The organism is Kitasatospora sp. NPDC056184, assembly GCF_042268405.1.
Taxonomy (GTDB): Bacteria; Actinomycetota; Actinomycetes; order Streptomycetales; family Streptomycetaceae; genus Kitasatospora.
Genome location: NZ_JBHJUI010000010.1, coordinates 1 through 14427 on the forward strand (window position 1 = coordinate 1; position 14427 = coordinate 14427).

6 protein-coding genes are annotated in these 14427 nt (G+C 74.6%); 4 read left to right on the forward strand and 2 right to left on the reverse strand.

The window, feature by feature from the left end; genetic code table 11:
- The first annotated feature begins 414 nt into the window (after nucleotides 1-414).
- The 3 genes from ACFC0B_RS20655 (at nucleotide 415) to ACFC0B_RS20665 (ending at nucleotide 4687) form a co-directional block, all read left to right on the forward strand.
- Nucleotides 415-2985: a ricin-type beta-trefoil lectin domain protein gene (locus tag ACFC0B_RS20655; RefSeq protein WP_376087475.1), complete on the forward strand. Its 2571-nt coding sequence runs from the start codon at nucleotides 415-417 to the stop codon at nucleotides 2983-2985.
- 183 nt (nucleotides 2986-3168) lie between these two features.
- Entirely contained in the window at nucleotides 3169-3843 is a 675-nt protein-coding gene (locus ACFC0B_RS20660; RefSeq protein WP_376087477.1) for a hypothetical protein, read from the forward strand.
- A gap of 55 nt (nucleotides 3844-3898) precedes the next feature.
- A complete protein-coding gene (locus ACFC0B_RS20665; RefSeq protein ID WP_376087479.1) occupies nucleotides 3899-4687 on the forward strand; it encodes an inositol monophosphatase family protein in 789 nt (262 codons plus the stop codon).
- A 1-nt stretch (nucleotide 4688) separates the two neighbouring features.
- On the opposite strand, the gene ACFC0B_RS20670 is transcribed toward ACFC0B_RS20665, so the two are convergent.
- A complete protein-coding gene (locus tag ACFC0B_RS20670) occupies nucleotides 4689-5891 on the reverse strand; it encodes an SLC13 family permease (RefSeq protein WP_376087481.1) in 1203 nt (400 codons plus the stop codon).
- A 160-nt stretch (nucleotides 5892-6051) separates the two neighbouring features.
- Between ACFC0B_RS20670 and ACFC0B_RS20675 the strand changes: the two genes are divergently transcribed.
- The gene (locus ACFC0B_RS20675; RefSeq protein WP_376087483.1) at nucleotides 6052-11940 is read left to right on the forward strand and encodes a TIR domain-containing protein; all 5889 of its coding nucleotides are present in this window, start codon (nucleotides 6052-6054) and stop codon (nucleotides 11938-11940) included.
- Between the two features lie 85 nt (nucleotides 11941-12025).
- Here ACFC0B_RS20675 and ACFC0B_RS20680 read toward each other — a convergent pair whose 3' ends face one another.
- Entirely contained in the window at nucleotides 12026-14374 is a 2349-nt protein-coding gene (locus tag ACFC0B_RS20680) for a collagenase (RefSeq protein ID WP_376087485.1), read from the reverse strand.
- Nucleotides 14375-14427: the final 53 nt, after the last annotated feature.

Genomic DNA, 14427 nt, shown 5'->3' on the forward strand with positions numbered 1-14427 from the left:
AACCACCCCGCAACGACCAACGCCGGTCTCCGAGACAAGTCTCGGAGACCGGCGTCACTCACCGCAGCCGATCACTCACATTCGCCAACAGCGTCCGGAACCCTCCGGCCGGGGCCGCGCGCCGTTTCCCGCGGCTGCTCCCCGCAGCCGCTCCTCGCGGCGCGCCCGTGACCTGCGCCGTTCGCCCCGGTGGACGGCGTCCGGCGATCACGGAAACCGATTGCCAGCGCTCGTGCGGACACACTAGCGTTCGACCGCGCACCGATCGCCGAGGTGAGGCCCTGTCACCTGACGCACGATCGGACTGGGCACCAATCGGACAAACCCCCTTCGTTCACCGGTCGCCCGTGACGCGGCAGGTGGCGGTCCGCCCTGGGCCGAGGGGGTCCTGCTGCGAAGGCGAACTGACAGATCATGCGTGATTCCCGTCCCCCCAGAAGGCTGGGCGGCCTGCTGGCGAGAGGTCTGGCACCGCTGTGCGCGGCCGGCCTCGTGCTGGCCGCGCCCGGAGCCGCGTTCGCGGACGCCCCGGCGGCGGCGAGCGAGGCCGGGCCGAACACCCCCAGCGCGATGACCACCAGCCCCGAGCCGAGGAACCCCGCCGGAAACGCGTGCGGCGGCGGCACCCCCGGGTGGATCGGCCGCACCGTGCCGCTGCCGAACGACACCTCCGACGTCCGGCTGTCGGCCTTCGCCGACTCCGCGCAGCCCGTCTCCGGTCTCACGATCGGGTTCCACCTGTGGGACGTCACGGCCGGTGAGACCGGGGAGTCCGCCGGTGGGAGCCGGCCGGTCAGCCAGACCCTCCCCACCACAGGGGGCACCGGCCAGGCCTACGTCGGCCGCACGCTGCAGGACGGCCACCAGTACGGCTGGAACGCCTGGTCCACCGCCGGTGGCGTGAACAGCCCCGTGACGGCCTCCTGCGCCTTCAACGTCGACCTCACCGCGCCGACGCTCGCGTCCATCGCACCCTCCACGGTGTTCCCGCCGACGGGCAGCGGCGCCAAGCCCACCGGTCACGCCGGCGACCGCGGCATCACCGTGCGCGTCACCAGCAAGGAGCGGGCCCCGGGCGGCTGCGCGCCCGGCGGCTGCGTCTCCAGCGGCGTGCGCGAGTTCCAGTACTCGCTCGACGACAACAGCGTGCCCACCGGCAGGGCCCGCGTCCCGGCCTCCCTCGCGGCCGACGGCACCGCGTACGCCGACGTCCCGATCAGCGTCGGCGCCGCCAACTGGGGCGGCCACACCCTGTTCGTGCGCGCCGTCGACGGCGCGGGCAACTCCGAGCCGCAGTGGGCCACCTACGCGTACTACGTCCCCGCCGGTCCGGTCACCGCGCCCGTGGCGGGCGACGTCGACCTCGACGGGACTCCCGACGCCCTGGTCCCGGCCGCCGACGGCTCGCTGACCCTGGTCCGGGGCGGCAGCGCCACGGCCGGGCCCGAGACGGCCTCCCCGGCGAACCGCAGCCCCCGTCGCGACAACTGGAACGACTACCTGCTGGCCCACCGCGGCGCGGTCATCGGGAGCGGCGACTCGCTGTTCGCGTACCACAAGACCGCGAAGCAGCTCTACGTCTACAGCAACGACGCGAACAGCCTGAACGGTGTCGACGGCCACTTCACCGACACCGCCCTCCAACTGGGCACCAGCAGCGCGTGCGCCAGGGGCATCGACGGCACCTGGGACCACATCACCCAGCTGGCGGCCGTCCAGCGGGGCACCGGCGGGACCGGCCTCGTCACGGTCGAGAACGGCCACCTGCGCTTCTACCCCTCCGACACCCTCTGCCACCTGGGCACCGGCGTCGAGCTCGGTGCCGACGGCGACGACTGGAGCGGCTTCACCCTGCTGTCGCCCGGCGAGGTCAACGGCGCGCCGACGCTCTGGGTGCGCGACTCCGTGACCGGGGCCGTCACCGGCCTGGCCCTGCCGCTGGACGCCGCGGGCAAGCCCGTCACCGGCTTCAGCCGCCTGGCGGCGCCCTCCCACCAGCCCCTGGCCTCCGCGCTCAAGGACGCTGCCGGGGCGGACCTGTGCGCCGACATCGCCAACGGCACGACGACCAACGGCACCGCCGCCGTGCTGGGGAACTGCTCCGACCAGGGCGCCGCCCCCGGCCAGGCGTTCACCCTCGGCACCGACGGCCTGCTGCACGTCCTCGGCAAGTGCCTCGACGTCACCGGCGGCGCCACCGCGGCCGGCTCGCCCGTCAACATCTGGTCCTGCAACAGCAGCCCGGCCCAGAAGTGGGTCACCGGCCCCTTCCCGGGCACGCTGAAGAACCCGAACTCGGGCAAGTGCCTCGGCGCGCCCGGTGCCGCCCAGGCGGGCAGCCGCCTGGCGATCGGGGAGTGCGGCGACGGCGCCGCCCAGCGCTGGGCGGCGCCCACCGCCCTCCCGGCGCTGCCGCTCGGGCTCGCCGCCGACGTCTTCCCCGCCCTGGACGCGCCCGGTGACATGACCGCCGACGGGTACCCGGACCTGATCGCCACCGTCTCCGACGGCCGACTGCTCCGCTTCCTCGGCACCGCCCCGGAGGCGGGCCTGCCCCGGTTCGCCGTGCCGAAGGAGGTCGTGGAGGAGAAGCCCGGCTACAACATCAGCTCCGTCCACAACCCGGGCCGCTGCCTCGACAACTTCGGCGCGCCCGACGGCGGCAGCCTGCGCCTCTACGACTGCTGGAACGGCGCGAACCAGAAGTTCAGCTTCCCCTCCAACGGCACCCTGCGCAGCGGCGACCGCTGCGTGACCGTCCAGGGCGACCTGACCTCCTGGGGCACCGCGGTGGTCTTCGCGGACTGCCGCGCCACCAGCGGCCAGATCTGGACGCAGCGGGCCGACGGCTCGCTCTTCAACCCCGCCGCCGGCGCCTGCCTCGACCTGCCCGGCTGGAACGACGCCAACGGCACCGCCCTGGTGATTTGGGGCTGCAGCGGCAACGCCAACCAGCGCTGGACGCTCTTCCCCAACACCGCCTGACCCGTTCCCGGAACCCCCGCGGGTCCGCGACGCACCACGCGTCGCGGGCCCGCGGCCGTTGCGGCGCCCCCGGCGGCCGGACCGGCCCGAAGTGGCAACGGGAAACCGCCGGTTGGGGTGTCCGGCCGCTGGCCGTCGGCTTCGACCCGGTCCTAGCATGTGGGAGGGGGACGAGGGGGAGCGATGAGCGACGAACTGTTCAGGACGCTCGACCGGGCCGCCGGCCGGAGTACCGCCGAGCCCGGGCTGGACACGCTGGTGGGCGGGTTGCTGACGCAGGTGGCGCGGGGGACCAGGGTGCTGAGGGCGGTGGCCCATCCGCTCGGGTTCTACTGCCTGCCGGTGCTGCGCGACGGCGCGCTCGGGGTCTGCGTGCACGTGTTCGACCCGGTGACCGCCGCCGGGCAGCGGGAGATCCACTGCCACAGCTGGGAGTTGAAGAGCAGCGTGCTCTACGGGCGGATCGGCAACCTGCGGGTCGGGGTGTACGACGAGCCCGCCCGGCCGAGCCACCGGGCGTACGAGGTGCGCAGCGACGCCGCCTCCGGGGTGGACGAGCTGTGGCCCACCGCGCGGCTGGTGCGCTGGGAGCGGCTGGCCGAGCAGACCAGCGGGCGGGGCGAGACGTACACCCTGCGGGCGGGGGAGTTCCACGCCACGGTGCTGCCGGACGGCACGCCCACCGCCACCGTGGTGCTCGGCCGCACCGTGCCGGGGCCGGTGGACGTGGTGCTGGGGCCGGTGGACGGCGGCCGCCGCCGGGTGGTGCGGCGGCTCTGCGACGCGGACCGGACGGCCCGGATCGCCGAAGAGGCAGCCTGGAGGATCGGTGGAGGGGACGACGGCGGGCCGGGGTGACGGGGCTGACGGGGCCGACGGGGGCGGGGCGTTCGCGGAGGAGTGCCGGGTCGCGGTGCGCGCCGCCGAGGAGGCGGGCGCCCTGCTGCGCTCGCGCTTCCCCGGGGCCTTCCGGGTGGACGCCAAGGGCGCGGACGGCGATGTGGTCACCGAGCTCGACCTGCTGGCGGAGGAGCTGGTCACCCGCCGGCTCGCCGGGTGCTTCCCCGCCGACCGGATCCGCGCCGAGGAGGGCGGCGACCGCGCCGGCGGGCCCGGTGCCCGCCGCACCTGGCTGGTGGACCCGCTGGACGGCAGCAACAACGTGGTGATCGGCCTGCCCGCCTACGTGGTCGGCATCGCGCTGTGCGTGGACGACGAGCCGGTGCTCGGTGTGGTGCACGACCCGGTGGTCGGCCGTACCTGGCGCGCGGTGCGCGGCGCCGGCGCGTACGGCCCGGCCGGGCGGCTGCGGGCCCCGGCGCGCCGGCCGGGCGCCGCCCGCCCGGTGCTCGGCTGGACGCAGGGCCACGGCGTGCCGGTCGGCGACCCGGTGGCGCGGGCGCTCAAGGACGGCCTGGAGCGCGGGGCGCGCCGGGTGCTCCAGCTGTGGGCGCCGCTGCTCACCTGGTCGCTGCTGGCCGGCGGGCTGATCGACGGCTTCGTCGGCTACCGGGCGGAGGAGATCGACCTGCCGGCCGGCTGCCTGCTCGCCACCGAGGCCGGTCTGCGGGTCCGCACGCTGGACGGCGGCCCGTTCAGCGCCCGGATCGGCCGGCCGGACACGGCCCGCAGCTACGTCGCGGGCCGCCCGGAGGTGCTGCCGTACCTGCTCGACCTGGTGGCGCGGTCCGCACCCGGGTAGCTCAGGCCGTCAGGGCGAGCGCCGCCGTGGCCAGCGCGACGCCGCCCAGCGCCAGCACCGCGCTGGTCGCGGCCACCCCGCGCAGCGGCACCCGCAGGCCCGCCGAGCGGCAGCGCTCGTACCAGAGCAGGGTGGCCAGCGAGGCCCAGGGGGTCACCAGCGGGCCGATGTTGGTGCCGATCAGCAGGGCCAGCAGCTGGGTGTGGTTGCCGTCCGGCACGGCGGCCTCGCCGGCCAGGTAGACGGGCAGGTTGTTGAGCAGGTTGGACAGGCCCGCGCCGACCGCCGAGGCCCGGAAGAGGCCGAGGGTGCCGCCGTCCGTGCCGATCGCGTCGGCCAGCAGCCGGTGCAGCCCGTGCGCGTCCACGGTCTGCACCACCAGGAACATGCCGGGCACCATCACCAGCAGCCGCCAGGGCACCAGCGAGGTCCGCAGCGCCTCCGGCCGGCGCACCGCGAAGGCCGCGACCACCACGGCCGCCGCCGCGCCCGAGGCCGCCCAGAGCGGGACGACCGCCGCCAGGCTGGCGGCCAGGAAGCCGGTGCAGGCCAGCGCGCAGATCCGGAACAGCGCCCGGTCCGCCGGCCGGTGCGCCTCCGGCGGCGCGTAGGTGGCCGCGCCGCGCCGCCCGCGCCGCCAGTAGAAGCCCCACAGGCAGGCCATGGTGACCAGCAGCGCGGCCAACTGCGGCGCCCACATGGCGCGGGCCAGGCCGGCGGGGGAGAGCGCGACCCGGTCGGCGGCCAGCAGGTTGGTGAGGTTGGAGACCGGCAGCAGCAGGCTCGCCGTGTTGGCCAGCCAGACCGTGGTCATCGCCAGCGGCAGCGGGGCGATGCCCACCCGGGTGGCCAGCGCCAGCATGACCGGGGTGAGCAGGACGGCGGTGGTGTCCAGGTTGAGCACCGTCGTGGTGAGCGCGGCGAAGCCGACGCAGAGCAGGAACAGCGCGGGGTAGCTGCCCCGCCCGGCCCGCGCCACCCAGGCCGCGACCACGTCGAACACTCCGGCGGCGCTGGTGAGCTCGGCGAGCACGATGACCGAGCCGAGGAAGGCCAGCAGCGGTGCGATCCGCTGGACGGACGCTCCGGCGGCGTCCGCCGGGAGGAGTCCGGTGGCGAGCAGGAGCAGGCCACAGGCGAGGAGTCCCGCCGCCAGCAGGTCCAGGGGGTGCAGCCGCTTGACGGCGGGCCAGTACGCGAACACGGACGTCAGGGTCGCACACGGGGGGTTGCCGGTCGAGGCCGCGGTTCGCGCGGAAGACCGAATTCCGTACCGGTGTTCGACCATCGGCGACCGAAAACCACCCGGATCCGTTGCGGTGAAACAGGGTTGAGCCTCTCCGGATCGGTCATAAGCTCCTCCCATGGGGGCTCTTGACGCGACCCCGGGTGGCCCCGGGCCGATCGACTTCTTCATCAGCTACTCGCCGGCGGACGAACGCTGGGCGGCCTGGATCGCCTGGACCCTGGAGGAGGCCGGATACCGGGCCTTCCTCCAGGCCTGGGACTTCGTGCCCGGCACCAACTTCGTCGACTTCATGGACCGCGGCGTGACCGAGTCCGCCGCCGTCATCGCGCTGCTCTCGCGCAACTACGAGCGCTCGCGGTACGGCCGGATGGAGTGGCAGGCCGCGCTGCGCGCCGATCCGGACGCGCCCGAGCGGCGGCTGGTGACCGTCCGGATCGAGGACATCCCGGTCGACGGCCTGCTCGCCACCCTCACCTACATCGACCTCGTCGGCGTCACCGAGCCCGCCCGCGCCCGCGAGCTGCTGCTCACCCGGGTCGCCCAGGCGATGGACGGCCGGGCCCGCCCCGACCTGGTCCCCGGCTACCCGGGCAACGGAACCGCCGCGGGCCCCGGCGGTTCCGGCGGCCCGCTCCAGGACCGCGGCGCCGTCCCCGTCCCGCACCAGGTCGGCGGCACCGGCCGGGCCGGGCGCCGCCGCCCCTCCGTCCAGCCCGAGTACCCGCAGGCCGCCGGCCGCCCCGCCGGACGCGAGGCGGTCACCGTCCTGCACCTGGCCGGGCCCGCCTTCGGTAGCGGCCACGACCCGGTCGCCCTGCAGGCCGCCATCTGGGGCGACCTCGTCGAACTCGCCGACGCCGGCGCCCCCACGCCCGAACTCGTCGTCGTCACCGGAGACCTCACCGCCTCCGGCAGCCCCCGCGAGTGCGAGCAGGCGCTCACCTTCCTCACCGGGATGCGCGCCCTGCTCGGCCTCGAACCGCACCGGGTGGCCGTCCTGCCCGGCGGCCAGGACGTCAGCCAGGCCGCCTCCCGTGCCTACTTCGCCACCTGCGAGGCCGACGAACTGCGCCCCGCCCCGCCGTACTGGCCCAAGTGGCGGCACTACGCCCGGCTGTTCCAGGAGTTCTACCAGGGCCTGGACGTCGTCTTCGACAGCGCCCAGCCCTGGACGCTCTTCCCGGTGCCCGAACTCGGCACCGTCGTCGCCGCGCTCAACTCCTCGATGGCCTGGACCCACCGGCCCGAGGACCGCTACGGCTGGCTCGGCCCCGAGCAGGCCGCCTGGTTCGCCCAGGCGCTGCGCCCCTACGAGAACGACGGCTGGCTGCGGATCGGCGCCGTGCGCCACCCCGTCACCCCGGGCTCCGGCGTGCGCTCCGCCAACCTCGTCCCGGCGCGTGCCCCCCACGGCCCGGACACCGAGCCGCTGCGCGACGGCGACCGCTTCACCCGGCTCACCGCGCCCCGCCTCCACCTGCTGCTGCACGGCCCGGGCGACGGCCGCACCGCCCCGCGCACCCTCGCCACCTCGGCCGGCGAGCTGCCGGTGTTCGCCGCCGCCGCCCCCGGCGCCCACCAGCTGCTCCAGCTCACCCGCGAGGGCCTCACCCGCTGGCCCGCCCCCGCCGTCGAACGCCAGCGGCTCACCGCGCCCTGGCGCCGCGCCGGCCGCGCCTTCCCGCCCCCCGCCCCCGCCCCGCAGGCCGGCCCGCCGCAGCTGGAGGGGGTCCGCGAGCCCGCCGACACCGACCACGAGGCCCGCGCGCTCGCCACCCCGGAGGAGGCCCTGCTGGCCCGGGTCGCCGAGGTCTGCCGCACCCGGCACCCCGGCGCCCAGATCCGGCCCGTCGCCGGCACCGCCACCCAGCTCTTCGTCACCTGGGCCGAATCCGGGCTGGTCCGCCAGCAGCGGGTGGCCGCCTGCATCGGCACCCCCACCGAGGAGGAGGTCGAGCGCTTCGCCGAATCGGTGCACGCCGACGGCGCCGCCCTGGACGCCGAACTCGTCCACGACGGCCCGCCGCCCTCGCGCGAACTGCGCGACCGGGCCCGCCGCCGGGGTGTGCGGCTGCGCAGCTTCCTGGAGTTCCAGGGCCTGATCGACCTGCGCGGCCACGTCGCCGCCCAGACCGAGCGGCTCGCCACCGACAGCCAGTACCACCCCGGCCTCTACCTGCCGCAGCGCTACCGCGACACCGAGCGCCCCGGCGCCGAGGAGCGCGACGGCCTGGTCGAGGAACTGCTCCGGCTGCTCGACTCCGACCACGGACGCTTCGTGCTGCTGCTCGGCGACTTCGGCCGCGGCAAGACCTTCGCCCTGCGCGAGCTCGCCCGCCGGCTCCCCGCCGAACTCCCGCACCTGTCCCCGCTGTTCATCGAGCTCAGCGCACTCGACAAGGCGCACTCGCTGGACGGCCTGGTCGCCGCCCACCTCACCGAGCACGGCATCGACACTCTCGACCTGCGGGCCTTCCGCTACATGCTCCGCCAGGGCCGGGTGGTGCTGCTCTTCGACGGCTTCGACGAACTCGTCAACCGGGTCAGCTACGAACGCGCCGCCGACCACCTCCAGGTGCTGCTCGACGCCGCCGTCGACAACGCCAAGATCGTCGTCACCAGCCGCACCCAGCACTTCAGCTCCCACGAGCAGGTGCTCACCGCGCTCGGCGAACGTGTCGGCCTCCTGCCGCAGCGCCGGCTCATCGCCGTCCAGGACTTCACCCCGCACCAGATCCGCGGCTACCTCGGCAACCGCTACGGCGACCGGGAGGCCGCCGACCGCCGGATGCGCCTGCTGGAGGCCATCCCCGACCTGCTCGCGCTGTGCCGCAACCCGCGCCTGCTGAGCTTCGTCGCCGACCTCGACCACGACCGGCTGCGCGCCGTCGCCGGAGCCGGCCGGGCGCTCAGCGCCGCCGGCCTCTACCAGGAGGTCTTCACCGCCTGGCTGCGCTTCGAGGAGCAGCGCGGCCACGGCGGCCCCGGCGCCGCCCCCGGCCTGTACCTCGACCAGCTCTGGCAGGCCGTCACCCTGCTCGCGCTGCGGCTGTGGGAGAGCGGGCGCAGCTCCATCCCGCTGGACGAGATCGTCGACATCGCCGGCGTGCTCAACGGCCTCGCCGAGAACCGCATGCCCACCCCGCAGGTCGCCCACGCCGTCGGCTCCGGCAGCCTGCTGGTCCGCTCCGACGAGGGCATGTTCCACTTCATCCACGGCTCGGTGGTGGAGTGGCTGGTCGCCCGGGCCGCCGCCGAGGCGCTGCTGCGCGGCGACGCCACCCTGCTCGGCCGCGGCCCGCTCAGCCGGCTCGCCGTCGAGTTCCTCTGCGACCTCGCCGACCACCAGGTCTGCCAGCGCTGGGCCCGCTCCGTCCTGGACGCCCCCGAGCCCGGCTCCGAGGCGGCCCGGCTCAACGCCGTCAAGGTCCTCGACCGGCTGCGCGTACCGGCCCACACCGACCTGCGCGGCGCCACCCTGGCCGGCGAGGACCTCTCGCACCGCGACCTGTCCGGCGTCGACCTGTTCGGTGCCGACCTGCGCGGCGCCCGGCTGCTCGGCGCCAACCTCGCCGGCGCCGACCTGCGCGGCGCCCGCCTCGCCGGGGCCCGCCTGGACTCCGCCGACCTCTCCGGCGCCGACCTGCGCTTCGCCGACCTGCACGGCGCCCGGCTGATCCGCACCGACCTGCGCGGCGCCCGGCTGCGCGGCAGCCGCTGGCAGCGGGCCGCGCTGATCTCCGCCGTCACCGACGAGGAGGTGCTGGCCGCCCCCGAACTCCAGGCCGCCGCGATCGCCCCCGGCCTGCCCGTCGAGGCCGGCTTCAGCCCCTCCGAGGTCGGCGTCCCCTACGGCTTCGACGTGCGCTCCACCCGGCTGCCCGAACCCGTCGCCTTCAGCCGCGACGGCCACCTGCTCGCGGTCGGCTCCGAGGACGGCAGCGTGCTGGTCTGCGACGCCGTCACCGGCATCGCCCTGCGCACCCTCAAGGACCACATCGGCCGCGTCTACGTCGTCAAGTTCGCCGGGGGCGTGCTCGCCACCGGCAGCGCCGACGGCACCGTCCGGCTCTGGGACCCGGTCTCCGGCGAGTGCCGCCACCGCCTCGACGTCCACCCCGGCGGCGTCTGGCCGGTCTCGCTCGCCCCCGACGGCCGGATGGTCGCCACCGGCGACCTCAACGGCGTCGTCACCCTCTGGGACACCGCCACCGGCGAGCCGCTGCACCGCCTGCCCGGCCACGCCGCGCCCGTCTACACCGCCGTGTTCAACCCCGACGGCACCGTGATCGTCACCGGCGACCAGGGCGGCGGCGCCCGCCTGTGGTCCACCGTGAACGGCCGCCGGCTCGCCGTCCTCCCCGGCCACCGGGGCACCGTCTACCGCTCGGCGTTCAGCCCGGACGGCACCCTGGTGGCCACCGCCGACGGCGGGCCGGACGACGGCAGCGGCGGCACCGTGCGGATCTGGGAGGTGGCCGGCCGCCGGCTGCGCCACAGCATGCCCGGCCACGCCGGACGGATCTACACGATGGCCTTCCACCCCGACGGCGACCTGCTCGCCAGCGGCGACACCGAGGGCCAGATCCGGTTCTGGAACCCCCTCGACGGCACCGCCGTCGGCCGGCCCGAGGACTCCACCGGCAAGATCTACCAGGTCACCTTCGACGAGGCGGGCACCCGGTTCGCGGCCAGCGACAGCGACGGCGGGGTCCGGGTCTGGCGGGTCGGCACCGAGGGCACGGGCGCGGCGGGCGCGGCGGGCTCCCGCGAGGTGGTGCCGCTGCGCCGGCAGCCGCCCGAGCACCGGGGCTCGGTCTGGGCCTGCCGGTTCCGGCCCGGCTCGGGCCGGGGCGGCGCGGAGAGCGACCCGCTGCTGGTCACCGGCGGCAACGACGGCCGGGTGCGGCTCTGGGACCCGGCCAGCGGCCGCAGCCGCCAGCTGCTGCGCGGCCACGGCCGGCGGATCGGCTCGCTCACCTTCAGCGGCGACGGGAGCCTGCTCGCGGCCGGCGGCAACGACGGCGCGGTCCGGATCTGGGACCCGTCCACCGGCCGCCGGCTGCGCGAACTCTCCGGCCGCAGCAGCCGGTTGGTCTCCGCGGTGTTCAGCCCGGAGGAGTCGGTGCTGGCCACCGCCACCAACGACGGCGACCTGTGCCTGTGGAACGCCCGCACCGGCGAGTACCTGCGCGAGATGGACGTTGAGACCGAGCACGTCTGGGCGGAGGCGTTCAGCGCCGACGGCGTCCTGGTCGCCACCGCCAACGACGACGACACGGTCCGCATCTGGTACCGCCGCACCGGCGCCCACCTCATCACGCTGCGCGAGCACCGGGGCCGGGTCCGCTCCATCGCCTTCAGCCCGGACGGCCGGCAGCTGCTCACCGGCTGCGACGACACCAAGGTGCGGATCTCCGACATCGCGAGCGGCCGGGTGGTGGCCGAACTCGACGGCCACAGCGACCGGGTGTACGCCGTCGCCCCGTCCGTCCACAGCGACTGGCTGGCCAGCGCCTCCTGGGACGGCACCGCGCTGATCTGGGTCGACCGCGCCGTCCGCCACCGCCTCACCGGCCACGTCGGCCGGCTGTGGACCGCCGCCGCCCACCCGCACCGCCCGCTGCTCGCCACCGCCGGCGACGACCGGGTGGTCCGGGTCTGGGACCCGCTGAGCGGCACCGAACTGGCCGGTCTGCGCGGGCACACCGGCCGGATCCTGGCCGTCACCTTCAGCCCGGACGGCTCGCTGCTGGCCAGCGGCGGCGAGGACGGCACCGTCCGGCTCTGGCGGGTCCCCGCCGACGGCCGCCCCACCGCCCTGGCCACCCTGCTCGGCGCCCCCGACGGCTGGGCGGCCCTGCTCCCCTCCGGCGCCTACAAGTGCGAGGGCGACGTGGCCGGCGAGTTCTGGCACGCCGTCGGCATGTGCCGCTTCGAGCCGGGCGAACTCGACACCCACCTCCCCGGCGTCCACCGCCTCCCCCTGGAGGAGGAGCTGTAGGAACGGGTGGGGCCCCGCCGTTCGCACACCGGCGGGGCCCTGGTCCTGGGTACTGCGTTACTTGTACCGCGTTACCTGTACTGCGTTACTTGTACTGGGCGGAGAGGGTGACGCCCGCGAAGTCCTGCTGGCCGCCGAGGCTGAAGTAGACCCAGCCGGACGGCGGATCGGTGATCGTCAGCGTCTCGCCGTTGCCGGCGTTGGTCGACTTCGCGAGGGCGTTGCCGGCGTTGGCCCAGGTGGAGCCGCCGTAGTAGAGGTCGGCGTTGCCGGTGCCGCCGCTGCTGGTGAGGGTCAGCGTCTTGACGCCGGCCGGCAGGTTGATGAAGTGGTAGCTGTAGTTGCCGGAGACGGCGGTCAGGTCGTCACGGCGGCAGTTGTTGTCGAACTGGCGGGTGTCCGGGATGGTGCAGACCGGGGTGGTCGGGGTGACCGGGCCGGTGGGGGCATCCGGGAGCGGGCCGCAGTCGTTGCTCGCGCAGGCGTCCAGCCAGGCGTCGAAGCCGGCGTCGTAGCGGGTGCCGATGGTCTGCTTCAGGAAGGTGCGGGCGCCGTCCCAGTCAGCGGCACGGTACTTGGTGAGCACGGTCTCGACGTCCGCGCGGTGCTCCTGGAGCATGTAGCGCGCGGCCAGCCAGCCCCAGCGGTAGACGCGGGTGCTGTTGATGTCGGCGCTGGCGGTGTGGTCGTAGACGGTGTCGAAGAGCTGGCTGAGCTTGTAGGTCTTCTCGCGGGCTTCCTCGATCGCCTTCGAGTTGCGCTCGTTGCGGTAGCCGAAGGAGATGTTCTCCGCGATGCCCTCGACCCACCAGATGGTCGGGGTGGTCTGGCTGGCCTCGAAGTCGCCGCCCATGTTGTAGCGGCCGTCGAGGTAGTGGGTGTACTCGTGGTTGAGGTTCCAGACCTCGAAGTCCGGCTGCAGCCAGGACGCCTCGTGGGCGATGAAGCGGGCCTGGTTGCCGGCGACGGCCGGGTTGCCCTCCTCGTACATGCCGCCGTTGTCGACGTCGATGTCGTAGAAGGCCCAGGCGTACCAGCCGTACTCGTCACTGTTGTCGAAGACGACCACCTCCAGGTTGGTGTTCACGTCCCCGGGGATGGCGCCCTTGTCGCCGATGATCTTGTGGAAGTAGGCGTCCTGGTTGGTCAGGCTCTCGCAGGTGGCGTCCAGCTGGCCCGGGGACATGTCCTGCGCCCGGATCTTCAGGTCCGGGGAGCACACGCGCTGCGTCGGCAGGATCACCGGCAGGAGGCGGGTGGCCAGGTCGCAGATGTTGTAAGTGGCGCAGTTGCCCTTGTCGAACTTGCGGGTGGCCCAGCCCAGGCCCATGGTGAGCGCGGCGGTCGGGCCGGTGTTCGGGTAGCGGTGGATCAGGTCCTTGAGCACCGGCTTGGTGCGGTCCTTGAACTCGGGGATGCCGAGGAAGTACCCGAGGTGGCGGCCGACGCTGCTGACGACGTCCCAGCGGTTCAGCTGGCGGTCGTTGCGGTTGATGAAGCCGAGCCAGGTGTCGAAGGCGCTGGGATCGGCCTTGAGGGCGGCCTTCCATCCCGAGGCGTCGGTCTTGGACTCGAAGGCGTCCTTGACGACCCAGTCGAGCTGGCCGACGCTGTTGACCATCGGCTTGGGCCAGGTGGGCTTGTAGGTGTCCAGCAGCCACTTGATCTGGCCGAGGTACCGGCCGGCCGAGTGCGACTGTCCGACCACCTTGACGATCTCGGCGAGGAGTTCGCCGTTGGCGTTGGTGACGTCCTTGCTGTGGGCTTCGCCGAAGTAGACGTCCAGCGCGCCGACGGCCGCCTGGTCGACCGCCGGGCCGTAGGCGCCGAGGGCGGCCGGGTATTGCTCCTTCTTGTAGTAGCCGGCGCGCAGGTAGGCCACCAGCTGGCCGACGGAAGTGCTGTTGTCGCCCGGGTAGTTGGCGGCGGTGTCGCGCAGTGCGTTGGCGACGGCCACCATCTTGGACTCGTTGAACGCGGTCGCGGAGGTCTCGGCGTTGAGGTCGAAGAGCTTCCAGGCGCAGTCCGGCCGCGGGAGGTTCTTGAGCTCCTGGACCAACGCGCTGCCCGTGGCGTTGATCACGGCGGAGAGGTCCGGCGGACAGGGGTCCGACGGGGAGACCTTGGCGAGCCCCTTGGCCGCGACACCGGCCTCGGGGGCCGGGGCGGACTGCTGGGAGGTCTGCGCACCGGAGTCCGGGGCGGAGCTGCGGTAGGGGTCGTAGCCCCTGGAGTCGGGCGACTTCGGGAACGGGATGCCCTGCGGGGTGGCGGCCGCGGACCCGGCGTCGACGGGCACCACGGTGGGGGCCGGGTCGGTGCCGGCCGGGGTGGCCTGGCTCTGCGGAGTGAACAAGCCGATCGCGAGGAGTAAGGCGGTGCCGAGCGCGGGGACTCTGCGCGCGTTGGCGGCGGACATGCGGAAAGAACGCATCTGTGGGGGCCTCCGGGCCGTCGGGGCCGTGTGTTTTGGGGCACACGGTCTTC